Here is a 26,001-nt window from a genome sequence, read left to right as displayed (position 1 = left end):
TTAATCTTCCCTTTCTGATTGTTTTGCTGCTAACTTTCCAGCTTTTTTCTTTTCTTCTAACTCTTTCGCTTGCTGTGCTGCACGTTTACGACGAATTTCTTTAGGATCGGCTAATAACGGACGATAAATTTCAATACGATCTCCATCTGATAAGAGATCCGTTAATTTTACAGGACGTCCAAATATGCCTATTTTATTTTCACGCAAATCAATATCCGTATATTGTTGTAAAATTCCTGATTGCAGAATCGCAGTTTGTACGGAAGTCCCTTCATCTAGAGTAAATTGCTTTAAATAATAATGATCTGGAAATGCGTAAGCGATTTCAACTTTAATCTGTGCCATTGAAAACCTCATTGTTTATTAGTTGTACAACTTCTTGTGGCAAAAATTTGTGTTATTATAACGGAAAACTGCGGTCAAAATAAGGAAAGAATATGAATTGGCTTTTACTCGCATTTGGTTCTGCATTTTTTGCAGGCTTAACAGCAATTTTTGGCAAACTCGGTGTAGAAGGAATGAGCAGTAATCTTGCTACATTTATTCGCACAATTGTTGTATTATTCGTTTCCGCTGGCATTATTTCTATGCGCAATGAATGGCAATTACCACAACATATTGCAGCAAAGCCACTCACTTTTCTTATTTTATCTGGCATTGCAACAGGCTTATCTTGGCTATGTTATTATCGAGCATTGCAACTCGCTCCAGCCTCTTGGGTTGCGCCTATTGATAAACTAAGTGTTGTGATAGCAATTGTATTGGGCGTAGTTGTATTAAAAGAACCTATTAGTCTACAATTAGCAATTGGTTCCTCCTTTATCTTATTAGGAGTACTGGTATTATCACTTTAAAAATACTCAATGGATATGAAATGAATCTTCTTAGAAAACTAAATTTAAAAAATTTACTTATTATTTTTATTTACACCTTTCTACTACTTATCAGTGAATTACTCTACAGACATTACTTTGATATCCCGAATATTCCAGTTAGAAAACTCCCAGAAAGTTTTCTATTTATTTTTATATTTGTCGTTATATTCTTTTACGCAAAATTAACGATTAGCCGTATATTTGTATTCCTATTTTTTACAATAAGCATCATTGGCAATAATATCCACTATGAAGTTTATAAAAGTTGGCTAACAGGAATTCATTATTATTTATCTATCACAGAATTTCATGAAGCGACGGCGGCTGGTGGCTCATTAATTCCGAAAATGTTTCCACAAATTTTTTGGGGAATCATGGAATGTCTATTCTTTGGTTCTCTCTTAATGTTTAATCAACGTCGAAGTCAATATGCTGATATTGGACTCATTATCTTACTCTTACTGACATTAATAAAAGGGATAAAAACAGATCAAGAGGGAATTATTTCACCTAAATTAGAATATAATCGGATTAAAGAAAATTATTTGGTAATTGGGCAGTTTGTTACTCGTATATTACCTAGCGAATTATTTAATTTACACAATATTGCTTATTATCATCATGATGAGCCAGAAAAAAGCCACCAACCTGATATACGTAATATTATTTTTATCGTGGGCGAAAGTGAAACATCAAAACATACCAGCCTGTTTGGTTATCATCGAAAAACTACACCATTTATGGATTCCCTTGCTAATGATCCTAATAGCATCATTAAACAAGCATTTTCAGGGGGTACGCTGACAATTCTGTCATTGCCGTCATTATTTAATGCAATACCATACCCAAATGGTGAACGCCAAATCCAAAGTGGCAATACGAATTTATTTAAATTAGCCAAACAACAAAATTTCAAAACCTATTTTTATTCTTCTCAAGCAGAAAATCAAATGGGGATGGTGAGTTTATTAGGCGCAAGATGGATTGATGATGTACGTTTTCCAACTTATTGGGGATATCAAAATAAAGACAATATGCCAGATAAAAATTTACTGCCATCTTTTTATGATATCAATCTAACAGATGACTATCATTTTATTATCTTGCATCAACGAGCTTCACATTTGCCTTATGGAGAATTACTCACAAAAGACGAAAATTACTTTGGTGATCAAACATTATTAGATAGATATGATAATACTATTTATCAAACTGATTTATTTATCAAATCAGTTTTTGACCATTTAAAAGCAACTAATAGAGATGACTGGCTATTAATTTATACCTCAGATCATGGACAATTGGTAAATAATGAACAAGTTAACCAGGGCAATTATTTACCAGATAATTATCTTGTTCCATTAGTCATATATACACCTAATAACAAATTGGCAGCTAAATTAAAAAATATATTTGATAGCTGTCCTAAAGCAAGCCATCATCAATTATCAACTAGCATGATTAATTTATTCGGCTATCATATGCCTATTGCGGATTGTCAAACCAGCTATATTAATGGTGATGTCTTATCTGGTGATTTAGGCTATTATAAAATTTCCCAACCAGCAGAACAATTAGAATACATACCCGCAACTCCACCAGCGGCTAAGTAGCAACTTATAGATAATTAGGGTATACTTACCCGCTTCCATTAATAGGGATCAGTATGACGGAAATAAAGTTAATTGTTGGATTAGGAAACCCTGGCGATAAGTACTTAGATACTCGCCACAATGCTGGAGAGTGGCTGATTAATAGGCTGGCTCAGCGTTTTAATTTTACTTTAAAAGATGAGGCAAAATTTTTTGGGAAAACAGCTCGAACGATTATTGCTGGCGAAGAAGTTCGTTTTCTTATTCCAACGACATTTATGAATTTAAGTGGTAAAGCAATTAGTGCATTATCTACCTTTTACCGCATAAAACCTGAACAAATTCTAGTCATTCATGATGAGTTAGACTTACCACCAGGTATTGCAAAAATTAAACAAGGTGGTGGGCATGGCGGTCATAATGGTTTGAAAGATACCATCGCACAATTAGCCAATAATAAAAACTTTTACCGCCTGCGTATAGGGATTGGTCATCCAGGTGATAAAAACCTCGTGGCAGCTTATGTATTAGGAAAGCCCTCTCCTACTGATTGGACGCTTATTGATAAAGTGCTTGATGAAGCAACAACTTGTGTTGAGATCTTATTAAAAGATGGCATTACCAAAGCAACCAATCGTTTAAATGGGTTTAAAGCTTAATAATATTTTTATGGTATGCAAATAGCATATCTAATATTCAATTTGGTGTAGAGAATAAATACTGCGCCTTCCATCAATATAGGGAAACAAATCATGGGATTTAAATGTGGTATTGTAGGTTTGCCGAATGTAGGTAAATCAACTCTTTTTAACGCATTAACCAAAGCAGGTATTGAAGCAGCGAACTATCCGTTCTGTACAATTGAGCCAAACACAGGTGTGGTGCCAATGCCAGATCCTCGTTTAGACGCGTTAGCTGAAATCGTGAAACCTGAGCGTGTGTTACCAACTACCATGGAATTTGTAGATATAGCAGGTTTAGTGGCAGGTGCAAGTAAAGGCGAAGGTTTGGGCAACAAGTTTTTAGCCAACATTCGTGAAACCGATGCAATTGGTCATGTGGTGCGTTGTTTTGAAAATGATGACATCGTGCACGTGGCTGGTAAAATTGACCCAGCAGATGATATTGAAATCATCAATACAGAATTAGCTCTTGCTGATTTAGATAGTTGCGAACGTGCGATTCAACGTTTACAAAAACGTGCTAAAGGTGGCGACAAAGAAGCAAAATTTGAGCTTTCTGTTATGGAGAAAATCCTTCCAGTGCTTGAAAATGCGGGAATGATTCGTTCTGTGGATTTGGATAAAGATGAGTTGCAAGCGATTAAAAGCTATAACTTTTTGACCTTAAAACCAACTATGTACATTGCCAATGTGAATGAAGATGGTTTTGAAAACAACCCCTATTTAGATCGCGTGCGTGAAATTGCAGAAAAAGAAGGGGCGGTGGTCGTGCCTGTATGTGCGGCGATTGAAGCAGAAATTGCAGAATTAGATGATGAAGAAAAAATTGAATTTTTACAAGATTTAGGTATTGAAGAACCTGGTTTAAACCGTGTAATTCGTGCAGGTTATGCGCTACTCAATCTTCAAACTTACTTCACGGCAGGTGTGAAAGAAGTGCGTGCGTGGACAGTTTCTGTTGGGGCAACTGCGCCAAAAGCCGCAGCTGTGATCCACACTGACTTTGAAAAGGGCTTTATTCGTGCTGAAGTAATTGCCTATGAAGATTTCATTCAATTTAAAGGCGAACAAGGTGCGAAAGACGCAGGCAAATGGCGTTTAGAAGGCAAAGATTACATCGTACAAGATGGCGATGTTATGCACTTCCGCTTTAATGTTTAAGCCAGTTCTAAGTTATAAATTTTTGATCTAAAAATTTCTGAAAAAACTTACCGCACTTTAGCAAAAGTGCGGTATTTTTATATCACAATAAATCTTTAACAGGATAAGTTATGTCAATCACAATTCTCGACGGCGGTATGAGCCGTGAACTTATGCGTATCAATGCCCCTTTCAAACAACCTGAATGGTCGGCGTTGTCTTTATATGAAAAACCTTCTGCGGTGCAACAAGTGCATGAGGAGTTTATCAACGCTGGTGCACAAGTGATTACCACCAACAGCTATGCTGTGGTGCCTTTTCATATTGGCGAACAGCGTTTTCATGCCGACGGCAAAATACTCGCAGAGCTTGCAGGACGTTTGGCGAAAAGTGCGGTCAAAAATTCAGGTATTTTAAGCACAAAGGTGGCGGGGTCTTTACCGCCGATGTTTGGCTCTTACCGTGCGGATTTAATCGAAAAAGATCGTTTCGCAGAAATCGCCCAGCCAATTATTGACGGGCTTTCCCCTTATGTGGATTTATGGCTATGCGAAACGCAAAGTGCAATTATCGAGCCAGTTTCTGTACAAAAATTACTACCGAAAGATGAGCGTCCTTTATGGGTTTCTTTCACGCTAACCGATGAACACCCTACGCCAGAACCGCAACTTCGTTCGGGCGAATCCGTAAAAAGTGCGGTGGAAAAAATGGTTGAAATTGGCGTTTCTGCGATTCTTTTCAACTGTTGCCAACCTGAAGTGATTGAACAAGCGTTAATCGTCACACGCGATACCCTGCGCACCTTAAACGCCACCCATATTCAAACAGGGGCTTACGCCAATGCCTTTGAACCGCAACCTGAAGATGCTACGGCAAATGATGGTTTAGACGAAGTGCGCAAAGATCTCACGCCAGAAGCCTATCTTGCTTGGGCGCAAAAATGGGCAGCACAAGGTGCAAGCATTGTTGGAGGTTGCTGTGGAATTGGGCGAGAGTTTATCAAAGTTCTTAGCGAAAATCTGAAATAACCTAATTTTCCCCCCTTTTAGAAAAGAGGAGCGCAGGAGATTTGATAGGAAATCTAGAATTTTCGTATGCATAAAATTATTTTGTAAAATTTTCCTCTCCTTTTTTGAGAAAGGAGAAGCGTGTTTATCATTAGGGAACCATCATGTCTAACAAAAAAATTGGATTGCTTTCGCTTACTGCATTGGTGCTAAGTTCAATGATTGGCTCAGGAATTTTTAGTCTTCCACAAAATATGGCTGCAGTGGCAGGGGCGGAAGCTATTTCTATCGGCTGGTTGATAACAGGGATTGGAATTATTTTCCTTGGTCTCTCGTTCTTTTTTATTTCGCGCCTTCGCCCTGAATTGGACGGCGGTATTTATACCTATGCACGAGAAGGCTTTGGCGAACTCATGGGCTTTATGTCCGCTTGGGGTTATTGGTTGTGTGCTACCATCGGTATCGTGGGTTATCTCACGGTAGCATTTGAAGGCTTAGGGGTGTTTACTGACAGCGAAAGTGCAGTCATTTTCGGGCAAGGAAATACCATTGCTTCCTTTATTGGCGCATCTATTATCGTTTGGTTGGTTCACGCATTAATTGCAGGTGGCATGAAAGAAGCTGCATCGGTAAATTTAGTGGCAACCTTTGTGAAAGTCGCCCCTCTGGTATTATTTATTTTGTTGGGCTTCTGGTATTTTGATGCGGATATTTTCAATTCTGATGTGAAAGGTGTGGCGTTAAATAACAGAGTGGGAGAACAGGTGGAAAGCACCATGCTTATCACGCTTTGGGTGTTTACCGGTGTGGAAGGTGCCTCCGTTTTGTCCGCACACGCCAAAAAACGCACAGACGTAGGTTTGGCAACGGTACTTGGGATTCTTATCGCCTTGGCGTTATATGTAGCAATCACCATTCTTTCTCTAGGTATTTTGCCTCGTGAAACCATTGCAAATCTTGCTAATCCCTCTATGGGACCATTGCTTGATGCGATGATGGGACCAACAGGTAAAGTGATCATCACCGCGTGCTTGATTGTTTCCGTGCTTGCTTCTTATATCAGCTGGACCATGTATTCTTCGGAAATTCCGTATCGTGGTGCGAAAAATGGCGCATTCCCGAAAATTTTGGACAAACTCAATGAAAATGGTACGCCAATTAATTCCTTGTGGTTCACAGGCTTTATCGTGCAATTTTGCTTGGTGCTGGTGTTTGTGTTCGAGCAAAGTTATAACACCTTGTTGCTGATTTCCACCTCAATGATTTTGATTCCTTATTTCTTAATCGGTGCCTATTTGACCAAACTTGCGTTCCAAAAGCAGGCACATTGGTTTATCAAACTGACAGGCATTATGGCTTCAATTTATGGTTTATGGATTGTTTATGCCGCAGGTTTGCAATATTTATTGCTTTCAGTGGTGTTGTATGTGCCTGGTATTTTGTTATTCCTTTATTCAAATCGTAAGTTTCATGGCAAATTCAAATTAGCAGGCTTCGAGAAAGTGATTCTGACAGTCATTCTCGTCATCTTCTGCTATGCCATTTATCGTTTACCTGAATTACTCGCAGCTTAACTCAAAGTGCGGTCTAAATTTCCGAAATTTCTACCGCACTTTTTCTTTATTTGAGACGCAAACGTTTGCTTAAATATGAGATTCTTGTATAATTCGCCTAATTTTTATTTATGAGATATTTTTATGCATAACAATCTCCTTTACTCAGTTGAAGATAATCCTCCATTTGGTTTAAGTTTATTACTAGCGGCTCAGCACTTATTAGCGGCTTTAGGCGGTATTATTGCGGTGCCTTTAGTAATTGGTGGTGTATTAAAACTACCAACTGAAGATACTGTTACTTTAGTCAACTCTGCACTATTAATTTCGGGAGTGGTAACCATTATCCAATGTCGGGGAATTGGTCCAATAGGAATTCGTTTACCAAGCGTCATGGGAACAAGTTTTACCTTTGTCGCTGCGGCACTCGCGATAGGATTTGGTGAACATGGTGTATCTGGCATTATGGGGGCCTCGCTGATTGGCTCATTAGTCATGATCATCGGTAGTTTTTTTATGCCTTATATACGTAAATTATTTCCACCTGTTGTTACTGGCACCGTTGTCATGATGATTGGTTTGAGCCTTATTCCTGTAGCAGTGGACTGGTTTGCAGGCGGGCAGCGAGGTGATGTAAATTATGCGAAGCCCGAAAACCTACTGATGGCAACATTTGTTTTAGTGTTAGTCGTTGCATTAGTACAATGGGGAAAAGGGATTTTCTCTGAGGCAGCAATTGTAATAGGAATGATGGCTGGCTATGTGGTTGCGCTTTGCTTAGGTTGGGTAAATTTTGACAGTTTGCACCAGGCTCAAACATTCGCTCTACCTCAGCCGTTACATTTTGGTTTATCTTTCCCTATCGCTGGAATTATTGGAATGTCTATTGCTTATTTGGTTACTATTGTAGAATCCAGTGGTAATTTTCTGGCATTAGGTAATGCCACTAAAACAGAAATTACAGGTCAGCATTTACGTAGTGGCGTCTTATGCGATGGCTTAGGTTCTGCACTCGCAGCGATTATGTCTACCACACCTTTTTCATCATTTTCACAAAATATCGGTGTAATTTCTTTAACTGGTGTAGCAAGCCGTCATGTCGTCGCTCTAACCGGTGGATTATTGGTATTAGCAGGTCTCTTCCCTATATTTGGTGCATTAATTGTATCCATTCCATTACCAGTATTAGGAGGCGCGGGTTTAATGATGTTTGCTATGATTATTTCTGCTGGTATTCAAATGCTAGATAATATTGAACGTAGCCGTCGTAATGGATTAATCATCGCTATTTCTATTGGTTGTGGCTTAGCAGTGACTACTCGCCCTGAATTGTTAGCTCAATTACCTGAATTTGTAAAAGAAATTTTAGGCTCAGGAATTACAGTAGGTTCATTATTAGCCTTAATCTTAAATTTAATTTTACCAGAAGATAAAAAAGCGACAGCCTCTGAATAAAATAAGAATTATCTTTCTAATCAAAAAAATAGTAAATTCGACAAATATCATTAAGCGAGAAAAAATCTTCTCGCTTTTTCTATATATATTTACGTTATTTTTTATACAATTTCTTTAATTATTTTGATTACTAAAGTAAAAAATGTGATCTAATTCAAGAAATGAGAAAAATTATCAGCTGAAACGTTTTCAGCTAAAATATTTAAGATAAAATAGAGAATTGACATTAATTGGCACAAACATTAAGGAGTCAAAATGACTATTGCTATTATCATAGCAACGCATGGTGTGGCTGCTGAGCAGTTGCTAAAAACTACAGAAATGCTCATTGGAGAACAGGAAGATATCGCTTATATTGATTTTGTTCCTGGAGAAAATGCTGAAACTATTATGGCAAAATATCAGGCATTGCTAGAGGGGCAACTTTCACATTGCGACCAAGTATTATTCCTCGTCGACATGTGGGGTGGTAGCCCATTTAATGCTGCAAATCGTTTCCAAGAAGGCAAATCCAATATAGATGTAGTCACAGGCGTAAATATTCCAATGCTAGTGAATACCTGTATGGCTAGAGATGATGTAAATTCACTGCAAGAATTAGTTGAAGTGGCATTAGAAGCGGGATTAACTGGTATTCGTTCATTAAATCATCAACCAATAAAAGAAGAATCAGTTCCTGTTACTCAAGCACAGCAAACGACATCAACACCAACCCAACAAATTGTTGATGATGGAAGACGATTAAATATTGCTCTAGCTCGTATTGACGACCGTTTAATTCATGGTCAAGTCGCTACCGTTTGGACAAAAGAAAGCAAAGTTAGCCGTATTGTAGTGGTTAACGATGATGTGGCTAAAGATACAGTTCGTTCAGCAATGCTAAAAAGTGTTGCACCTCCAGGGGTAACTGCACATGTTGTCAATGTTGAAAAAATGATTCGTGTTTATAACAACCCTGAATATGCTGATGAGCGCATGATGTTATTGTTTACTAATCCAACCGATGTAGTCACACTCATGGAAGCTGGTGTTCCATTCAAATCAGTGAATATTGGTGGCATGTCATATAAAGAAGGTAAAAAAATGATTACCAGTGCCATAGCCGTCAATGATGTAGATATTGAAGCATTCAAGAAACTTAATGCACAAAATATTGAACTTGATGTGCGTAAAGTATCGAATGATACACGCCAATATATGATGGATTTATTAAAGAAAAATAACTTAATCTGAGGAAACTAAAATGGAAATTTCAACATTGCAAGTCATTCTTGTATTTCTAGTCTCCTGCATGTGTGGTGCGGGTTCAATTCTTGATGAGTTCCAAACTCACCGCCCTTTAATTGCTTGTACCTTAATTGGTTTAGTCCTTGGTGATATGAAAACGGGGATTATTGTAGGCGGCTCACTAGAATTATTAGCTTTAGGTTGGATGAACATTGGTGCCGCACTTGCACCAGATGCAGCATTAGCCTCTGTTATCTCAACTATTCTTGTTATCGTTGGTAAACAAGATATTACTACAGGTATTGCTGTGGCAATTCCATTAGCTGCCGCAGGACAAGTACTAACTTATGTTGTTCGTGCTATTACTGTTGGTTTCCAACATGCTGCAGATAAATCCGTACAAGATGGCAATCTCGCTCGTTTAGACTGGGTACACTTTGGTGCATTAATGCTACAAGCTATGCGTATCGCTATTCCAGCACTTATTGTTGCACTAACAGCAGGAACAGATGTGGTTCAAACTATGTTGAATTCAATTCCTGAAGTGGTGACAACAGGTTTAAAAATTGCAGGTGGTTTCATTGCTGTAGTCGGTTATGCCATGGTTATTAATATGATGCGTGCTGGACACTTAATGCCTTTCTTCTATGCGGGCTTCGTAATTGCAGCATTTACTAATTTCAATTTAGTTGCATTAGGTGTTCTTGGTACCATTATGGCAATTCTTTATATCCAAATTCATCCTAAATATAATAAAAGCCAACAAGTTGTCGTTGCTGCAACGGCAAATAATCACCTTGATAACAGATTAGATTAAAATGGGGAAAAGAAAATGACAACTGAAATCAGAAAAGTAACTAAAAGCGATTTAAATTCTGTTGTTCTTCGTTCTAACCTTTTCCAAGGTTCATGGAACTTTGAGCGAATGCAAGCATTAGGATTTATGTATTCAATTTCTCCAGTAATCAAACGCTTATACCCAGATCCAAATTCACAAGAACGTAAAGATGCAATTAAACGCCATCTTGAATTCTTTAATACACAACCTTTTGTTGCTGCTCCTGTGTTAGGTGTAACTATTGCCATGGAAGAAGAACGTGCAAATGGTAAACCTATTGATGATGCCGCAATTAATGGTATAAAAGTGGGTCTAATGGGGCCTCTAGCTGGTGTGGGTGACCCAATTTATTGGGGAACAGCCCGTCCTGTGTTTGCAGCATTAGGGGCTGGTTTAGCATTAAGTGGTAGTATTTTAGGTCCATTGTTATTCTTTATATTATTTAACTTCGTGCGTCTAGCAACTCGTTATTATGGTGTAACTTATGGTTATAAAAAGGGCCTAGATGTTGTTAAAGATATGAGTGGTGGCTTACTTCAAAAATTAACTGAAGGTGCATCTATTCTTGGGCTTTTCATTATGGGTGCATTAGTGCAAAAATGGACAAGCATTAATGTTCCATTAGTGGTTTCAACTATTCAGAAACAAGATGGTACAACGGAAATCACTACAATCCAAAATATTTTAGATAGCCTCATGCCTGGTTTATTAGCGTTATTACTTACCTTCACTTGTATGTGGTTATTACGTAACCGAGTTAATGCACTTTGGATTATCATTGGCTTCTTCGTCATCGGTATTTTTGGTGCTTGGACAGGTATTTTAGCTTAATTTAAAGCTGTTATAATAGGCACGTCCATTAAAGGGCGTGCCTTTTAATTATCTAGACTTGTAATCTTATGACAAATGCTATTCTTTTAATTTGTGTCCTACTCTTCTTTGCTTATTCCTTTTATGAACAATTTGGACTTGATAAACGTAAAGGGAAAACTAAACTTAAATTAGCACTCAAAAAACAAGCCAAAGCTGATGCAATCATATTTATTGTACTCATTGGTTGTTTATTTGGATATCAATCTAACAATGTGATTAATATTGATCCATTTACTATTTTCCTATTAACAACGGCGATTGTTTTAGCCATATATACTGCATTCATTCGTTTTCCTATGCTTATACTAAAAGAAAAAGGCTTTTTCTACAGTAATATGTTTATTGAATATGATAAAATCGCTCAAGTTAATTTAGCTGAAGGCAATATTTTTGTGATTGATTTAACCAATACTAAGCGATTATTAATCACACTAGCAAATCCACAAGATACAGAAAAATTAGTTACATTTTTTGGTGGCTATAAAGAAAGTATAAAGGAAACAAACTAATGACAGGCATTTATAAACTTACTGGTAGCTTACAAAATTACGTTTGGGGCGGGAAAGATTACATTCCTAACCTATTAAACATCTCTAAGGTCCCAAATCAATATTATGCTGAATGGTGGTTAGGTGCACATAGTTCTTCACCATCACAAATTGATGTTAAAGGAAAGCAACAATCGCTAATTGATTTTATTAAGCAATATCCCGAAGTTTTAGGCAAGCAAAGCCGTGCTATTTTTGGCGACGAACTCGCCTATTTACTCAAAATTTTAGATGTTAATAAACCACTTTCAATTCAATTACATCCAACCAAAAAACAAGCCGAACAAGGTTTTATAGCTGAGAATGAAAAAGGGGTTGAGTTAAAAGATCCTAAACGGACTTATAAAGACAATAATCATAAACCTGAAATGATGATTGCTTTATCTGACTTCTGGTTATTACATGGTTTTAAACAGAAAGCCCAAATAGCTGAAACGCTAAGAAATCGTCCAAGTTTAACCGCACTTTTAGCTAAATTAGAACATCAAGATCTGCATCATTTTTATGCGGACATCATGCAAGCTACTCAATCACAATTAGCCACATGGTTATTGCCAATAATAACAGCAAATAAACAGGCTTATCAAAACCATCAATTAACATTAGAAAATCCCGATTATTGGTTACTATATACCATGGAAGCGATGGAAATTTCTGAAGATAAACTTGATCCTGGCCTAATTTGTTTCTATTTATTTAATATTGTCCACCTGAAAACAGGAGAAGGTATTTATCAAGATGCGGGTATTCCACATGCTTATTTACGTGGTCAAAATATTGAATTAATGGCTTGTTCTGATAACGTTATTCGTGGTGGATTAACCCCAAAACATGTCGATATTCCCGCATTATTAGAGGTCATTGATTGTGGTGAGATAGAACCTAAGATTATATCAGTTGCTCCCCAACAAAATGGTTCATTCACTTATAAAACAGCAGCAAAAGACTTTGCATTAGAAAATGTACGTTATGAAGTCAATACTACGGTAGAAAGTAAAGCAGAAAATGCGATGATTTTATTGGTTATGCAAGGCTCTCTAGAAATTTCAGAAAAACAAACCGCACTTTTACTTAATCAAGGTGAATCAGCATTTATTTGTGCAGATACAGAATACAAGATTAAAGGGATAAAAACAGGTTATTGTGTATTAGCTAAATTACCATAATAAAAATATTAAAAAACAAACCGCACTTAATAAAAAATCCGCCGATATTGATTATCAGCGGATTTTTTATTCATATTCATCAATCCATTTCAATAAAATATTTTCAAGGATTTTTTCATTTGAAGCTTCTGGATTATCATCAAAATCATCAAGCTGACAAATCCATTGATGTAAATCTGTAAAACGTACAGTTTGGGGATCTATATCAGGATAAAGATCATACAGATTCTCAGCAATTTGTTGTGCATCTCCCCATTTCATTTTAATGATTCTCTTCTCTTGCATGATTTAGACTATATTTAGGAATTTCTACAACTAAATCTTCATTACCAATTTTACATTGACAACTTAAGCGACTATCTACTTCTAATCCCCAAGCTTTATCCAACATATCATCTTCTTGATCTGTGCTTTCATTCAAGCTGTCTCCACCTTCACGAATAATACAGTGACATGTAGTACAAGCACAGGAACCATCACAAGCATGTTCAATTTCAATACCCGCCTCTAAAGCAACTTCTAATAAGTTATCCCCAGCTGCAGCATCAACGACCATACCCTCTGGACAAATCGTTTCATGTGGAAGAAAAATTACTTTTGGCATTTATAATATCCTACTACTTTCCAATTAAAGATCTTCAACAGAATGACCCGTAAGCGCAGAACGAATAGATTTATCCATTCGACGGGCAGCAAATTCTTGAGTTGCGATATCAAGTGCTTTAATCCCCTGTTTAATCGCTAGAGTATCATTTTGTTGTTGTAAATTATCAAGATCCATTAACGCTTGCTTAATTTTAGTGAGCTCTTCATCATTCAATAGCTCTTGATCATGAGATAACGCTGAAAGCACGGATTCAATAACACGTTGAGCTTCAACTCGCTGCTCGGCTAATAAACGGATATCAATATCTTGCTTAGCATTTTCCATAGAGGCCTTGAGCATTTGAGTAATTTCATCGTCAGTTAATCCATAAGATGGCTTAACTTGAATAGAGGATTGAACTCCCGTTGATTTTTCCATGGCAGTTACGTTCAATAAACCATCTGCATCCACTTGATAGGTCACTCTTACTTGAGCAGCTCCCGCCGCCATCGCAGGAATACCACGCAAAGTAAAACGAGCTAATGAACGGCAATCCGCCACCATTTCACGTTCACCTTGCACAACATGAACAGACATCGCTGTTTGTCCATCTTTAAAAGTCGTAAATTCCTGTGCTCTAGCTACAGGGATGGTTGTATTACGAGGAATAATTTTTTCTACCATTCCCCCCATAATTTCAATGCCTAGAGACAATGGAATAACATCAAGTAATAACATGTCAGAATCAGGTTTATTACCCACTAAAATATCAGCCTGGATAGCTGCACCTAAGGCTACAACTTTGTCAGGATCAATAGAAGTTAATGGCTGGCGTTTGAAGAATTCTCCAACTTGTTCACGAATAAAGGGTACTCGTGTTGAACCACCGACCATAACCACTTCTCTCACTTCATCTACTGATACATGAGAATCTTTCAAGGCTCGACGACAAGCCATAATGGAACGTTTCACTAGTGGACTAATTAAACCATTAAATTGCTCACGAGTAATTATTCCTCTCCAATCTTGGTATTCAATCTTCACTGATTCATTGTCAGTTAATGCTATTTTAATAGAGGTAGCCAATTCAATGAGTAAACGTTTTTGTTTATCATCTTGTGGAGAAATTGAAGATTGTTCAACAATCCATTCTGCTAATAAATGGTCAAAATCATCACCACCTAATGCTGTATCACCGCCTGTTGCTAAAACTTCAAATACACCTTTTGATAAACGTAAAATTGAAATATCAAAAGTACCACCACCAAGATCGTAAACTGCAATAATACCTTCCTGACCACTATCCAAACCATAAGCAATGGCAGCGGCAGTAGGTTCATTAAGTAAACGTAAAACATTTAATCCTGCTAATTTAGCCGCATCTTTGGTGCTTTGACGCTGAGCATCATCAAAATAAGCTGGAACGGTAATTACCGCACCATTTAACTGCCCACCTAATCGTTGTTCAGCAAATGCGGTAAGTTTTTTCAAAATTTCACTAGAAACTTCAATAGGAGTAAATGCGCCTTGACGAGTAGTTATCAGAGGCAATCCATTTTCGGTTTGAGCAAATTGATAAGGTAAATTTGGATAACGATTTTGCACATCAGCCAAACTACGACCAATTAAACGTTTTACGGAAATAACTGTATTTTGTGGATCAATACTAGCTAACTTTGCAGCCTCATATCCCACAGTAACTTGATTATTTTCACCAAAATGAACAATTGATGGGACAAGTGGACGATTTTGTTCATCTAACAAAATATCATTATGCCCACTCCGAACTGCCGCCACTAAAGAATTAGTTGTCCCCAAGTCGATTCCAAGGGCTAATTTATGTTGATGGGGAGCAGCCATTAAGCCAGGTTCAGCAATTTGAAGTAATGCCATGCTTATTCTCTAGAAAGTAAATTATTATAATATGTCTAATTAAAACTCAGTTAGTTTTTCTTCAATATGCTCAATGTCGACCATTAGCTTTTTAATAAAACGCAAACGATCATTTAAGATTTGAGCATGTTCCCAATCTTTATTTGAAAGTGCGGTAGATAATTCATAAATTTTATTTTTATGCTCACTTTCAATTTGAGTTGAAAATACCATTAATCCATCGAGATCTTGAGCATTTTCAATAGATTCAAGCTGTTCACGCCATTCTAATTGTTGCATTAAAAATGCCACATCATGAGTACTGTTTTCTTCTAAATTTTGTTGTTCGCCTATATTTAAAGCAATAATACTATCTGCCCGAGCAATAGGATCTTTCAAAATCTGTAACGCATCATTCACTTCTGCTGACTTTTGCATAGCAATACGCTGTTCTTGTGCACTTGCATGAGCAAAATTATCTGGATGTAATGTTTTTTGCAACGCTAAATAGCGAGTTGATAACACTGTTTGATCCACATTAAAGTCGATAGGCAAATCAAAAAGCTCAAATGGATTTAGCATAATATATCCGAATTAATTATTATACGTTGAAGCTTTCACCACAACCGCATTGGTCTTTCACATTTGGATTTGAAAATTTAAAACCTTCATTTAAACCTTCTTTAACAAAATCCAACTGTGTGCCATTCAAATAAACAAGGCTTTTGGTATCAATGATCACTTTTACGCCATATTGCTCAAATACATTATCATCAGCATTTAATTCATCAACAAATTCAAGTACATAAACTAAGCCAGAACAGCCTGATGTTTTGATACCTAAGCGTAAACCAATACCTTTACCACGACTCTCTAAACATTTTTTCACATGTTTAGCTGCATTTTCGGTCATACTAACTGAAGTTGATGAGGAAAAATGATTTTCTTCTACATTAAATTGTTCTGCTGTCATATTATCAGCCTCCAAGCTAATAAATTATAAACTCAAGTAATGCCTATGTCTTCCTTTAATTATTGACCTTTCTTTGCTTTATAATCAGCAATTGCCGCTTTAATGGCATCTTCAGCTAAAATTGAGCAGTGAACTTTTACTGGAGGTAATTCTAATTCTTCAGCAATTTGACTATTTTTAATTGCACCCGCTTCCTCTAAAGATTTACCTTTTACCCATTCAGTAATTAATGAACTTGAAGCAATGGCTGAGCCACAACCATAAGTTTTGAATTTAGCATCTTCAATAATACCTTCATCATTTACTTTAATTTGAAGTTGCATCACATCACCACAAGCAGGAGCCCCCACCATTCCAGTACCAATATCTGTAGACTTTTTATCAAATGAACCAACATTACGAGGGTTTTCATAATGATCAATAACTTTTTCACTATATGCCATTTTAGCTTTCCTTTTTTAAACGTTTAATTAATGTGCAGACCATTCAATTTTAGACATATCAATGCCTTCTTTATGCATATCCCACAGAGGTGATAAATCACGTAATTTAGTCACTGCTTTTTTCACTAACTCAATCGTATAATCAATTTCTTCTTCTGTAGTATAACGTCCCATGGTGAAACGAATCGAACTATGTGCTAATTCATCATTTAAACCTAACGCACGTAATACATAAGACGGCTCTAAACTTGCAGAAGTACAAGCTGAACCTGATGAGACTGCAATATCACGTAAAGCCATCATTAATGACTCACCTTCAACAAAATTAAAACTAATATTTAAATTTGAACCTACACGATGCTCCATTGAACCATTGACGTAAGTCTCATCAATATCTTTTAAGCCATTATATAAACGATCACGTAACTTAGTTAAACGCGCCATTTCCTCTGCCATTTCTTCTTTACAGATGCGATAAGCTTCCCCCATACCAACAATTTGGTGAACAGGTAATGTGCCTGAACGCATGCCACGTTCATGACCACCGCCATGAATAATTGCTTCAAGGCGAACACGCGGTTTGCGGCGAACATATAATGCACCAATACCTTTAGGTCCATACAGTTTATGACCTGACATTGAAAGTAAATCTACATTCAATTCTGATAAATTAATAGGTAATTTACCAACACTTTGTGTTGCATCTACATGGAAAATAATTTTACGTTCACGACAAAGTTCGCCAATTGCTTTAATATCTTGAATGACACCTATTTCATTATTAACATGCATAATCGAAACTAAAATAGTATCATCACGCATGGCAGCTTTTAATTCGTCTAAATTTACTAAACCATCAGTTTGAGGCGCTAAATAAGTCACCTCAAAACCCTCACGCTCTAATTGACGACAAGTATCTAATACCGCTTTATGCTCTGTTTTACAGGTGATAATATGCTTACCTTTCGTTTGATAAAAATGAGCAGCACCTTTAATGGCTAAGTTATCCGACTCTGTTGCGCCAGAAGTAAAGACAATTTCACGGCTATCCGCACCAATTAAATCAGCAATATGGTTACGTGCTACATCAACAGCTTCCTCTGCTTGCCATCCAAATTTATGGGAACGAGAAGCAGGATTACCAAAAATGCCATCTTTTGTTAAATATTGCATCATTTTTTCAGCAACACGTTCATCAATGGGACAAGTTGCTGCATAATCCAAATAAATTGGTAATTTCATTATTCACTCCGTTTATGTAATAATCATCAAAAGGATGATTTCATAAAATTTTTAATTATTAACAACCAATAAATTTTCAAAATCAGTATGAGATTCTGAAAGCATTCTTGGGGTTTGTTTACTGACTAATTCTTCTAACGTAATCTCATTCAAGAAATCTTCAATACGATTACTTAATTCTTCCCAAAGGTGATGGGTTAAACATACTTGCCCATCTTTACAATTTCCTTGTCCTAAACATTTAGTCACTGAAATATTCTCATTGACTGCGGCGATAATCATGCCAATAGAAATCTTATCTGTGGGGCGACCTAATTTATAGCCACCACCAGGCCCTCGCACGCTTTTTACCAATCCATAACGACGTAATTTTGCAAATAGTTGCTCTAAATAAGAAAGTGAAATATTTTGACGTTCCGAAATATCAGATAAAGTTACAGGACCAGAATTAGCGTTTAAAGCAATATCCAAAATTGCAGTAACGGCATAACGACCTTTTGAAGTTAATTTCATATTCCTTTCCTTTCAAATAATAAAATTATGGTGAATGTTTACATAACCAACTAAATTAGTCAACTATTTATCTTGATAACAATTAAGTTGTTTTTCTACCGCACTCAACATCCCACGTAAAATATTTAATTCATTTCTTTCGATATCAACTCGATTATATAAATGACGCAACTTCTGCATTATGCCTTGATTCTGAATGAAGCCTAACGATTTATAAACTCGCTGAGTATGGTCATAGAAATATTCTAATTCTTTTGCTGTGACTTTTTCACTAACTGTTTGATTGAGATTTTCTATTGTAGAAACAGGTAACTTTTGATGATTTAAATATGCCATTCTTAATTCATAACTGACTAGCTGCACAGCCATGGCTAAATTCAGAGATGAATATTCTGGGTTAGCAGGAATTGTTAAATGATAGCGACATTTCAATAATTCATCATTGGTTAGACCAAATTTCTCACGTCCAAACACAATTGCTACTTGTCCAGAAAGAGCCTCTCGTATAGCAATATCAGCACATTGTCTTGGCTCAACTAAAGTATTTTGTAAATGTCGTAATCTTGCACTAGTACCAATAACTAAAGAACAATCGGCAATAGCCTCTTCAAAATTATTAACAACAACCGCATTTTGCACTACATCCTCTGCACCAGCAGATAAAGCTATCGCTTGTTCATCAATAGATTGCTTAGGTGAAACTAGATATAAGTGTTGTAACCCCATAGTTTTCATTGCTCGAGCAGCTGAACCAATATTTCCACTATGAGAAGTTTCAACTAAAACAATTCGAATATTATTTAACATATAATTTACATATAAACTAAAAATTGTGGTTATTATAACATAATAACCAGGTTATTTAGTCGGACTATTTATAAATATTTTTTATTACTAGCTAATTTCTGTAAATTACCCTATAATGCACAGCGAAAAAGCTCATTATCTTAATGAATGAGTATTCTGTTCTTTAAAATCTAGTGGAAATAATTATGAATCCAATGTTAAATATTGCTATTCGTGCAGCACGAAAAGCCGGCAATTTAATTGCTAAAAGTTACGAACGCCATGATGATATTCAAGCATCATTAAAAAGTACGAATGATTATGTTACTAATATTGATAAAGCTTCTGAACAAGCAATCATTGAGGTAATTAGAAACTCTTACCCAGACCACACCATTATCACAGAAGAAAGTGGTGCTTTAGAAGGTAAAAATACAGATATACAATGGATAATTGATCCGCTAGATGGCACAACAAACTTTGTAAAAGGTTTTCCTCATTTTTCTGTTTCTATTGCTATTCGTGTTAAAGGTCGCACTGAAGTTGGTGTAGTTTATGATCCTATTCGTAATGAATTATTCACTGCCGTCCGCGGTGAAGGTGCGAAATTAAACGATATTCGCCTAAGAGTAGATGCAAAGCGTGAATTAAAAGGCGCTATATTAGCAACTGGTTTTCCATTTAAACAAGTTCGTCATATGCCAGTTCAGATGAATATTATGTCTGATTTAATTGAAACTTGTGCTGATTTCCGTCGTACAGGATCAGCTGCATTAGATTTGTGCTATGTAGCCTCTGGACGTATTGATGGATTCTTTGAAATTGGTTTAAAACCTTGGGATTGTGCAGCTGGCGATCTAGTTGTTCGAGAAGCTGGTGGTTTAATTAGTGATTTTACTGGTGGTCATAATTACTTGACTTCAGGCCACATTGTCGCTGCACCGACAAGAGTATTAAAAGATATTCTTAATAAAATCCAACCGCACTTACCAAAAGAATTCCAAAACAACTAAATTTTTTTGAATAAGAGGATGCATTATTGCATCCTTTTATTTATTGATTAGCTAACCATTCAGTTAATTTTTCAACATCAGATAACCAAGTTTCTTCTATTTCATTAATCCAAAATTTAATATTACTTTCCCATTCCGTATTATCATCATGTTGCCCTTTTTCAGCAACTTGTTGGATATGTTTTAAACCAATAGAAGACGCAGCCCCTTTAATTTTATGAGAATTAGAAGCAACCTCTTTCTGATATGCTGAATCTACTAAATATTTTTGATATGAATTATGTAAGTCTACCATGTACGAAGGCATGGTCTGCTTAAATAGTTCAAGGTTTTTTTGCACGAATTCAACACCAAGCATATCAATCAGATCTTTTAGCATAGCATAATCAAATTCTTCAATATCTAAAGATGATTCAATTTCAGCATTATTGAGAGATTTCATAGATACACCAATCTCATCGCCAAAATATTCGATTAAACATTTATTCAAAGATTCTAGAGACAAAGGTTTACGTAATACATCATCCATACCTTGTTTTTGATAATCTACTTTACTTTGCATAACATTCGCAGTTAAGGCGATCAACGGAGGAAGATAATCATAGACACCATCTTCATATTTATTTCTCAATACTTTCGCAATATCAAAACCAGTCATATCAGGCAATTGAATGTCCAAGAATACAAGATCATAATTTCCCTTTTCGAATTTCTCTAATGCTTCTTGCCCTGTCATCGCAATATCGACATAGTGACCTAATTTCTCTAATACAGATTTTGCAACAATAATATTTAATTCGATATCTTCAACTAACAAAATATGTAAATTAAGACCAAGCTCTTCAACTTCATTATTAAGTGGCTGATTGACTTCATCAGCTTTAATAATAAGAGTAAAAGTTGAGCCCTTGCCTTCTTCACTTTCAACAGTTAAATCTCCGCCCATCAACCTAGCAATATTTTTGGAAATAGCTAAGCCAATACCACTGCCTGCTGCCTTATGCTTATTAGTTTTACTTCCAACTTGATAATACATTGCGAAAATTTTTGCTAATTCTGATTGAGGAATACCTTGACCTGTATCTTTAACTGCAAAAGAATATTTATCATAAGAAAGTCGCTTTATTTGTAAACTAATTGCCCCTTTTTCTGTAAATTTGACTGCATTGCTCATTAAATTCCATAAAACTTGGCTTAAACGAGTATAATCCAGCATAATCCAATGAGGCAAGTTTTCATCAACCTGAATGTCAAAACAAAGATTCTTCTGTTCAGCCATTAGCTTACCTAAGTTATAAATATCTGTTATTAAAGCAGGAAAATCCGTTTCTCTTTTATATAATTCAATCTTGCTTCCATCTATTTTTTGAAGATCAATAATATCATTAAAAATATGCCCTAAAGAAACCGCACTTATATTAATTGTCTTTAAATAATTACGTTGCTCATCATTAAGATGAGTATCTAAAAGAATTCGACTTAGTCCAACAATACCATTCAAAGGCGTTCTTAATTCATGACTAATCGTTGCCATCAAAGTCGTTTTATCTCGGCTAGCTTGTTCTAATCGACGCTCAGCTCTAATCCGAACCTTGATTTCTTGCTGTAATTCAGCAACCAGATTAGTTAAATTTTGACGAGATAATTCTAAACGTTCAACTAATAATGCAAAGAAATAAATAACGAAAGGAGCTGAGATAACCCCAAATACTACGGAGTAAAGTAAACTCTCCCAATGAATTTTCCCTGTAAAAATAAGGCTTAGAAGAATATGTGTGCACAATGCAAGGCTAGCGATCAGAATAAACCCAAGTAATGAAAACTTCAAACGACCTAATTTTATAACCCAATCCACATACTGCTGGGCAAAAAATTTCATATTTTTCATAAATATATCTCCCTGAATTTTTACTTATTGTATCAGTAAATTCTAGTGTTGTTTGCTTTACTAAATAAATTAATATAAAAATTCATAAAATATACCGCACTTTACCTATTTTATAAGCCTCTATCATCTTGCAACTTTGTTGCGCTAGCTTGGCTCTCTTTTTATCTTCTTTTTTATTTTGGAGTTATGGCTTTTATTTTTTAGTTGTTATTTTACTTCCTTATTTTTATTGCTTTTATTCTCTTAATTTTACTATTTTTTTATTTCTTATTTTCTTTTTTACTCACTTGGTTTTATGGTTACTTACTTTCTTTTTTGCTTTCTTACTTTTCTTGGTTTTACTGTTCTTTCCTTACTTTTCGCTTCAACCTTGATTTGTGCTCACCAGCCCAAAAAACAAAAAAACCGTTAATCCCTCGATTAACGGTTTCCTTCGGCTATTTGCCTAATTATGACCTGGCGGTGACCTACTCTCACATGGGGATCCCCCACACTACCATCGGCGTTTCGGCGTTTCACTTCTGAGTTCGGCATGGGGTCAGGTGGGACCACCGCACTTTCGCCGCCAAGATTATCCTTCTATTCTTATCTCTATTCCTTATTAGTCTACACTTCGTCTACACTAATCATCCTTCATCTAAATAAAAAACAAGCCTTCCACTTCATAAAAAAAACACTTGAGCGTTGTATGGCTAAGCCTCTCGGGCAATTAGTATCTGTTAGCTCAATGGCTCACACCACTTACACATCAGACCTATCTACGTCGTCGTCTTCAACAACCCTTACTAGTTTATACTAGGGAGAACTCATCTTAAGGCAAGTTTCGTGCTTAGATGCTTTCAGCACTTATCTCTCCCGCATTTAGCTACCCAGCAATGCCTCTGGCGAGACAACTGGAACACCAGTGATGCGTCCACTCCGGTCCTCTCGTACTAGGAGCAGCCCCTTTCAATTCTCCAACGCCCACGGCAGATAGGGACCAAACTGTCTCACGACGTTTTAAACCCAGCTCGCGTACCACTTTAAATGGCGAACAGCCATACCCTTGGGACCTACTTCAGCCCCAGGATGTGATGAGCCGACATCGAGGTGCCAAACACCGCCGTCGATATGAACTCTTGGGCGGTATCAGCCTGTTATCCCCGGAGTACCTTTTATCCGTTGAGCGATGGCCCTTCCATTCAGAACCACCGGATCACTATGACCTGCTTTCGCACCTGCTCGACTTGTCTGTCTCGCAGTTAAGCTTGCTTATACCATTGCACTAACCTCACGATGTCCGACCGTGATTAGCAAACCTTCGTGCTCCTCCGTTACTCTTTGGGAGGAGACCGCCCCAGTCAAACTACCCACCAGACACTGTCCGAGTACTCGTTCCGAATACTTCGTTAGAACATCAAACGTTAAAGGGTGGTATTTCAAGGTCGACTCCACAATCACTGGCGTGACCGCTTCTAAGTCTCCCACCTATCCTACACATCAAAATTCAATGTTCAGTGTCAAGCTATAGTAAAGGTTCACGGGGTCTTTCCGTCTAGCCGCGGGTACACCGCATCTTCACGGCGATTTCAATTTCACTGAGTCTCGGGTGGAGACAGCCTGGCCATCATTATGCCATTCGTGCAGGTCGGAACTTACCCGACAAGGAATTTCGCTACCTTAGGACCGTTATAGTTACGGCCGCCGTTTACTGGGGCTTCGATCAGGAGCTTCTCTTGCGATAACTCCATCAATTAACCTTCCAGCACCGGGCAGGCATCACACCCTATACGTCCACTTTCGTGTTTGCAGAGTGCTGTGTTTTTAATAAACAGTTGCAGCCAGCTGGTATCTTCGACCGGTTCAACCTTCATCCGCGAGGGATTACAATCTACGCCGGCGCACCTTCTCCCGAAGTTACGGTGCTATTTTGCCTAGTTCCTTCACCCGAGTTCTCTCAAGCGCCTGAGTATTCTCTACCTGACCACCTGTGTCGGTTTATAGTACGGTTTAGTGTAACCTACAGCTTAGTGGCTTTTCCTGGAAGCGTGGTATCAGTTACTTCAGCACCGTGGTGCCTCGTCATCATCTCTCAGTGTTTATAGTGAACCGGATTTGCCTAATTCACCCACCTACTAACTTAAACAGGGATTTCCAACACCCTGATAACCTAACCTTCTCCGTCCCCACATCGCAATTACACCAAGTACGGGAATATTAACCCGTTTCCCATCGACTACGCTCTTCAGCCTCGCCTTAGGGGCCGACTCACCCTGCCCCGATTAACGTTGGACAGGAACCCTTGGTCTTCCGGCGAACGAGTTTTTCACTCGTTTTATCGTTACTTATGTCAGCATTCGCACTTGTGATACGTCCAGCAAGCCTCTCAACTCACCTTCTTCCGCTTACACAACGCTCCCCTACCCAACAGTCTTACGACTGATGCCGCAGCTTCGGTGCTATGTTTGAGCCCCGTTACATCTTCCGCGCAGGCCGACTCGACTAGTGAGCTATTACGCTTTCTTTAAATGATGGCTGCTTCTAAGCCAACATCCTAGCTGTCTAAGCCTTCCCACTTCGTTTCCCACTTAACATAAACTTTGGGACCTTAGCTGGCGGTCTGGGTTGTTTCCCTCTCCACGACGAACGTTAGCACCCGCCGTGTGTCTCCTGAGTATCACTCTTCGGTATTCGTAGTTTGCATCGGGTTGGTAATCCGGGATGGACCCCTAGCCGAAACAGTGCTCTACCCCCGAAGGTGTCCGCTCAAGGCTCTACCTAAATAGATTTCGGGGAGAACCAGCTATCTCCCGGTTTGATTGGCCTTTCACCCCCAGCCACAGGTCATCCGCTAATTTTTCAACATTAGTCGGTTCGGTCCTCCAGTTAGTGTTACCCAACCTTCAACCTGCCCATGGCTAGATCACCGGGTTTCGGGTCTATATCATGCAACTCTTCGCCCAGTTAAGACTCGGTTTCCCTTCGGCTCCCTTATTCAGTTAACCTCGCTACATAATATAAGTCGCTGACCCATTATACAAAAGGTACGCAGTCACAGAATTATTCCGCTCCCACTGCTTGTACGCACAAGGTTTCAGGTTCTATTTCACTCCCCTCACCGGGGTTCTTTTCGCCTTTCCTTCACAGTACTGGTTCACTATCGGTCAATCAGGAGTATTTAGCCTTGGAGGATGGTCCCCCCTTCTTCAAACAGGATTTCTCGTGTCCCGCCCTACTTCTCGTTAGCTTAGTACCATTATTCTGCCTTCGGATACGGGATTATCACCCTCTACGATTCTGCTTCCCAGCACATTCTCCTAACATAATAACTATTACTAACTGGCTCCTCCGCTTTCGCTCGCCGCTACTCACAGAATCTCGGTTGATTTCTTTTCCTCGGGGTACTTAGATGTTTCAGTTCTCCCGGTTTGCCTTTATTACCTATGGATTCAGTAATAAATAGTAGATTCTTCATCTACTGGGTTTCCCCATTCGGATATCTTGGATTATTCGCTTCTTATCAACTCATCCAAGCTTTTCGCAGATTTGCACGTCCTTCTTCGCCTCTGATTGCCAAGGCATCCACCTTGTGCGCTTCGTCACTTAACCATACAACCTCAAGTATTCTTTTTGCAAAGCTTTCCTTTTGTTGTACGCTTCGTTAAACAACTCAACAATTAACTGCCTTTTCTCAGTTAATCGCGTTTTTTTACTCAGACTTTTTCATAGTAGTACGCTCTTTCGATTTG

Annotated in this window: 24 protein-coding genes and 2 rRNA genes; 13 read left to right on the top strand and 13 right to left on the bottom strand. The window is 37.6% G+C overall.

Features of this window, described 5'->3' with window-relative positions; translation table 11 throughout:
* Positions 1 to 345, bottom strand: a complete 345-nt coding sequence (locus BN1226_RS06735) for an RnfH family protein (RefSeq protein ID WP_044470544.1) — start codon at positions 343 to 345, stop codon at positions 1 to 3.
* Positions 346 to 437: 92 nt separating this feature from the next.
* Here BN1226_RS06735 and BN1226_RS06730 point away from each other — a divergent pair, with 92 nt between their 5' ends.
* The 12 genes from BN1226_RS06730 to manA all read left to right on the top strand — a co-directional run bounded on the left by BN1226_RS06730 (position 438) and on the right by manA (position 12,957).
* The gene (locus BN1226_RS06730; protein ID WP_044470543.1) at positions 438 to 854 is read left to right on the top strand and encodes an EamA family transporter; all 417 of its coding nucleotides are present in this window, start codon (positions 438 to 440) and stop codon (positions 852 to 854) included.
* Between the two features lie 20 nt (positions 855 to 874).
* Positions 875 to 2,488: a phosphoethanolamine transferase gene (locus tag BN1226_RS06725; protein WP_044470542.1), complete on the top strand. Its 1,614-nt coding sequence runs from the start codon at positions 875 to 877 to the stop codon at positions 2,486 to 2,488.
* A gap of 53 nt (positions 2,489 to 2,541) precedes the next feature.
* Positions 2,542 to 3,126: an aminoacyl-tRNA hydrolase gene (pth, locus tag BN1226_RS06720; RefSeq protein WP_044470541.1), complete on the top strand. Its 585-nt coding sequence runs from the start codon at positions 2,542 to 2,544 to the stop codon at positions 3,124 to 3,126.
* Positions 3,127 to 3,219: 93 nt separating this feature from the next.
* Entirely contained in the window at positions 3,220 to 4,311 is a 1,092-nt protein-coding gene (ychF, locus tag BN1226_RS06715) for a redox-regulated ATPase YchF (protein WP_044470540.1), read from the top strand.
* 110 nt (positions 4,312 to 4,421) lie between these two features.
* Entirely contained in the window at positions 4,422 to 5,318 is an 897-nt protein-coding gene (locus tag BN1226_RS06710) for a homocysteine S-methyltransferase family protein (protein ID WP_044470539.1), read from the top strand.
* A 143-nt stretch (positions 5,319 to 5,461) separates the two neighbouring features.
* Positions 5,462 to 6,871, top strand: coding sequence for a basic amino acid/polyamine antiporter (locus BN1226_RS06705; RefSeq protein ID WP_044470538.1), 1,410 nt, complete (start codon positions 5,462 to 5,464; stop codon positions 6,869 to 6,871).
* Positions 6,872 to 6,994: 123 nt separating this feature from the next.
* Positions 6,995 to 8,305: a nucleobase:cation symporter-2 family protein gene (locus BN1226_RS06700; protein WP_044470537.1), complete on the top strand. Its 1,311-nt coding sequence runs from the start codon at positions 6,995 to 6,997 to the stop codon at positions 8,303 to 8,305.
* Positions 8,306 to 8,560: 255 nt separating this feature from the next.
* Positions 8,561 to 9,538, top strand: a complete 978-nt coding sequence (gene manX, locus BN1226_RS06695; protein ID WP_044470536.1) for a PTS mannose transporter subunit IIAB — start codon at positions 8,561 to 8,563, stop codon at positions 9,536 to 9,538.
* Between the two features lie 10 nt (positions 9,539 to 9,548).
* Entirely contained in the window at positions 9,549 to 10,349 is an 801-nt protein-coding gene (locus tag BN1226_RS06690; RefSeq protein ID WP_044470535.1) for a PTS mannose/fructose/sorbose transporter subunit IIC, read from the top strand.
* A 15-nt stretch (positions 10,350 to 10,364) separates the two neighbouring features.
* Positions 10,365 to 11,201 carry a PTS mannose transporter subunit IID gene (locus BN1226_RS06685; RefSeq protein WP_044470534.1) on the top strand — a complete coding sequence of 279 codons (837 nt, stop codon included), beginning with the start codon at positions 10,365 to 10,367 and terminating at the stop codon, positions 11,199 to 11,201.
* Between the two features lie 68 nt (positions 11,202 to 11,269).
* Positions 11,270 to 11,752 carry a DUF986 family protein gene (locus BN1226_RS06680; protein WP_044470533.1) on the top strand — a complete coding sequence of 161 codons (483 nt, stop codon included), beginning with the start codon at positions 11,270 to 11,272 and terminating at the stop codon, positions 11,750 to 11,752.
* Positions 11,752 to 12,957 (top strand): mannose-6-phosphate isomerase, class I, encoded by a 1,206-nt coding sequence (gene manA / locus BN1226_RS06675; protein ID WP_044470532.1) that lies wholly within the window; start codon positions 11,752 to 11,754, stop codon positions 12,955 to 12,957. Before BN1226_RS06680 ends, manA begins: the two co-directional genes overlap by 1 nt.
* Before the next feature lie 66 nt (positions 12,958 to 13,023).
* On the opposite strand, the gene iscX is transcribed toward manA, so the two are convergent.
* The 9 genes from iscX to trmJ form a co-directional block, all read right to left on the bottom strand.
* Complete coding sequence (gene iscX, locus BN1226_RS06670; RefSeq protein ID WP_044470531.1) at positions 13,024 to 13,218, bottom strand: Fe-S cluster assembly protein IscX; 195 nt, start codon at positions 13,216 to 13,218, stop codon at positions 13,024 to 13,026.
* 1 nt (position 13,219) lies between these two features.
* Positions 13,220 to 13,561, bottom strand: coding sequence for an ISC system 2Fe-2S type ferredoxin (gene fdx, locus BN1226_RS06665; protein ID WP_005761546.1), 342 nt, complete (start codon positions 13,559 to 13,561; stop codon positions 13,220 to 13,222).
* Positions 13,562 to 13,585: 24 nt separating this feature from the next.
* The gene (hscA, locus tag BN1226_RS06660) at positions 13,586 to 15,436 is read right to left on the bottom strand and encodes a Fe-S protein assembly chaperone HscA (RefSeq protein WP_044470530.1); all 1,851 of its coding nucleotides are present in this window, start codon (positions 15,434 to 15,436) and stop codon (positions 13,586 to 13,588) included.
* Positions 15,437 to 15,475: 39 nt separating this feature from the next.
* Positions 15,476 to 15,997 carry a Fe-S protein assembly co-chaperone HscB gene (hscB, locus tag BN1226_RS06655; protein WP_044470529.1) on the bottom strand — a complete coding sequence of 174 codons (522 nt, stop codon included), beginning with the start codon at positions 15,995 to 15,997 and terminating at the stop codon, positions 15,476 to 15,478.
* Positions 15,998 to 16,016: 19 nt separating this feature from the next.
* Positions 16,017 to 16,328, bottom strand: a complete 312-nt coding sequence (iscA, locus tag BN1226_RS06650; RefSeq protein WP_420835356.1) for an iron-sulfur cluster assembly protein IscA — start codon at positions 16,326 to 16,328, stop codon at positions 16,017 to 16,019.
* Between the two features lie 119 nt (positions 16,329 to 16,447).
* Positions 16,448 to 16,831, bottom strand: a complete 384-nt coding sequence (iscU, locus tag BN1226_RS06645; protein ID WP_005761421.1) for a Fe-S cluster assembly scaffold IscU — start codon at positions 16,829 to 16,831, stop codon at positions 16,448 to 16,450.
* A gap of 27 nt (positions 16,832 to 16,858) precedes the next feature.
* Positions 16,859 to 18,073, bottom strand: coding sequence for an IscS subfamily cysteine desulfurase (locus tag BN1226_RS06640; RefSeq protein WP_044470527.1), 1,215 nt, complete (start codon positions 18,071 to 18,073; stop codon positions 16,859 to 16,861).
* 51 nt (positions 18,074 to 18,124) lie between these two features.
* On the bottom strand, positions 18,125 to 18,586 hold the full coding sequence (gene iscR / locus BN1226_RS06635) for a Fe-S cluster assembly transcriptional regulator IscR (protein ID WP_005761550.1): 462 nt from the start codon (positions 18,584 to 18,586) through the stop codon (positions 18,125 to 18,127).
* Positions 18,587 to 18,649: 63 nt separating this feature from the next.
* Entirely contained in the window at positions 18,650 to 19,393 is a 744-nt protein-coding gene (gene trmJ, locus BN1226_RS06630; protein WP_044470526.1) for a tRNA (cytosine(32)/uridine(32)-2'-O)-methyltransferase TrmJ, read from the bottom strand.
* Positions 19,394 to 19,578: 185 nt separating this feature from the next.
* On the opposite strand from trmJ, the gene suhB reads away from it, so the two are divergent.
* Complete coding sequence (gene suhB, locus BN1226_RS06625; RefSeq protein ID WP_044470525.1) at positions 19,579 to 20,385, top strand: inositol-1-monophosphatase; 807 nt, start codon at positions 19,579 to 19,581, stop codon at positions 20,383 to 20,385.
* A gap of 40 nt (positions 20,386 to 20,425) precedes the next feature.
* Here the strand turns inward: suhB and BN1226_RS06620 are convergent, their stop codons facing one another.
* The 3 genes from BN1226_RS06620 to BN1226_RS06610 form a co-directional block, all read right to left on the bottom strand.
* Positions 20,426 to 22,273: an ATP-binding protein gene (locus tag BN1226_RS06620; protein WP_044470524.1), complete on the bottom strand. Its 1,848-nt coding sequence runs from the start codon at positions 22,271 to 22,273 to the stop codon at positions 20,426 to 20,428.
* A 454-nt stretch (positions 22,274 to 22,727) separates the two neighbouring features.
* Positions 22,728 to 22,843 (bottom strand): 5S ribosomal RNA (rrf, locus tag BN1226_RS06615).
* Between the two features lie 118 nt (positions 22,844 to 22,961).
* Positions 22,962 to 25,861: ribosomal RNA gene (locus tag BN1226_RS06610) — 23S ribosomal RNA — on the bottom strand.
* Between the last annotated feature and the right edge of the window lie 140 nt (positions 25,862 to 26,001).

The sequence above is a fragment of the Mannheimia massilioguelmaensis genome (genome assembly GCF_000940515.1).
Classification (GTDB): domain Bacteria; phylum Pseudomonadota; class Gammaproteobacteria; order Enterobacterales; family Pasteurellaceae; genus Basfia; species Basfia bettyae.
Note: the sequence above shows the minus strand (reverse complement) of the source record. Positions and strands in the feature narration are given on the sequence as shown.

Excerpts from the sequence above, each read along its gene's own strand:
- BN1226_RS06710 (WP_044470539.1), top strand. The coding sequence starts at position 4,422 with ATGTCAATCACAATTCTCGACGGCGGTATGAGCCGTGAACTTATGCGT.
- hscA (WP_044470530.1), bottom strand. The coding sequence starts at position 15,436 with ATGGCATTACTTCAAATTGCTGAACCTGGCTTAATGGCTGCTCCCCAT.
- iscA (WP_420835356.1), bottom strand. The coding sequence starts at position 16,328 with ATGACCGAAAATGCAGCTAAACATGTGAAAAAATGTTTAGAGAGTCGT.
- iscX (WP_044470531.1), bottom strand. The coding sequence starts at position 13,218 with ATGAAATGGGGAGATGCACAACAAATTGCTGAGAATCTGTATGATCTT.
- iscR (WP_005761550.1), bottom strand. The coding sequence starts at position 18,586 with ATGAAATTAACTTCAAAAGGTCGTTATGCCGTTACTGCAATTTTGGAT.
- iscU (WP_005761421.1), bottom strand. The coding sequence starts at position 16,831 with ATGGCATATAGTGAAAAAGTTATTGATCATTATGAAAACCCTCGTAAT.
- hscB (WP_044470529.1), bottom strand. The coding sequence starts at position 15,997 with ATGCTAAATCCATTTGAGCTTTTTGATTTGCCTATCGACTTTAATGTG.
- BN1226_RS06685 (WP_044470534.1), top strand. The coding sequence starts at position 10,365 with ATGACAACTGAAATCAGAAAAGTAACTAAAAGCGATTTAAATTCTGTT.
- BN1226_RS06700 (WP_044470537.1), top strand. The coding sequence starts at position 6,995 with ATGCATAACAATCTCCTTTACTCAGTTGAAGATAATCCTCCATTTGGT.
- fdx (WP_005761546.1), bottom strand. The coding sequence starts at position 13,561 with ATGCCAAAAGTAATTTTTCTTCCACATGAAACGATTTGTCCAGAGGGT.
- BN1226_RS06640 (WP_044470527.1), bottom strand. The coding sequence starts at position 18,073 with ATGAAATTACCAATTTATTTGGATTATGCAGCAACTTGTCCCATTGAT.
- BN1226_RS06705 (WP_044470538.1), top strand. The coding sequence starts at position 5,462 with ATGTCTAACAAAAAAATTGGATTGCTTTCGCTTACTGCATTGGTGCTA.
- BN1226_RS06725 (WP_044470542.1), top strand. The coding sequence starts at position 875 with ATGAATCTTCTTAGAAAACTAAATTTAAAAAATTTACTTATTATTTTT.
- BN1226_RS06735 (WP_044470544.1), bottom strand. The coding sequence starts at position 345 with ATGGCACAGATTAAAGTTGAAATCGCTTACGCATTTCCAGATCATTAT.
- ychF (WP_044470540.1), top strand. The coding sequence starts at position 3,220 with ATGGGATTTAAATGTGGTATTGTAGGTTTGCCGAATGTAGGTAAATCA.
- pth (WP_044470541.1), top strand. The coding sequence starts at position 2,542 with ATGACGGAAATAAAGTTAATTGTTGGATTAGGAAACCCTGGCGATAAG.
- BN1226_RS06690 (WP_044470535.1), top strand. The coding sequence starts at position 9,549 with ATGGAAATTTCAACATTGCAAGTCATTCTTGTATTTCTAGTCTCCTGC.
- manA (WP_044470532.1), top strand. The coding sequence starts at position 11,752 with ATGACAGGCATTTATAAACTTACTGGTAGCTTACAAAATTACGTTTGG.
- BN1226_RS06620 (WP_044470524.1), bottom strand. The coding sequence starts at position 22,273 with ATGAAAAATATGAAATTTTTTGCCCAGCAGTATGTGGATTGGGTTATA.
- suhB (WP_044470525.1), top strand. The coding sequence starts at position 19,579 with ATGAATCCAATGTTAAATATTGCTATTCGTGCAGCACGAAAAGCCGGC.
- trmJ (WP_044470526.1), bottom strand. The coding sequence starts at position 19,393 with ATGTTAAATAATATTCGAATTGTTTTAGTTGAAACTTCTCATAGTGGA.
- manX (WP_044470536.1), top strand. The coding sequence starts at position 8,561 with ATGACTATTGCTATTATCATAGCAACGCATGGTGTGGCTGCTGAGCAG.
- BN1226_RS06680 (WP_044470533.1), top strand. The coding sequence starts at position 11,270 with ATGACAAATGCTATTCTTTTAATTTGTGTCCTACTCTTCTTTGCTTAT.
- BN1226_RS06730 (WP_044470543.1), top strand. The coding sequence starts at position 438 with ATGAATTGGCTTTTACTCGCATTTGGTTCTGCATTTTTTGCAGGCTTA.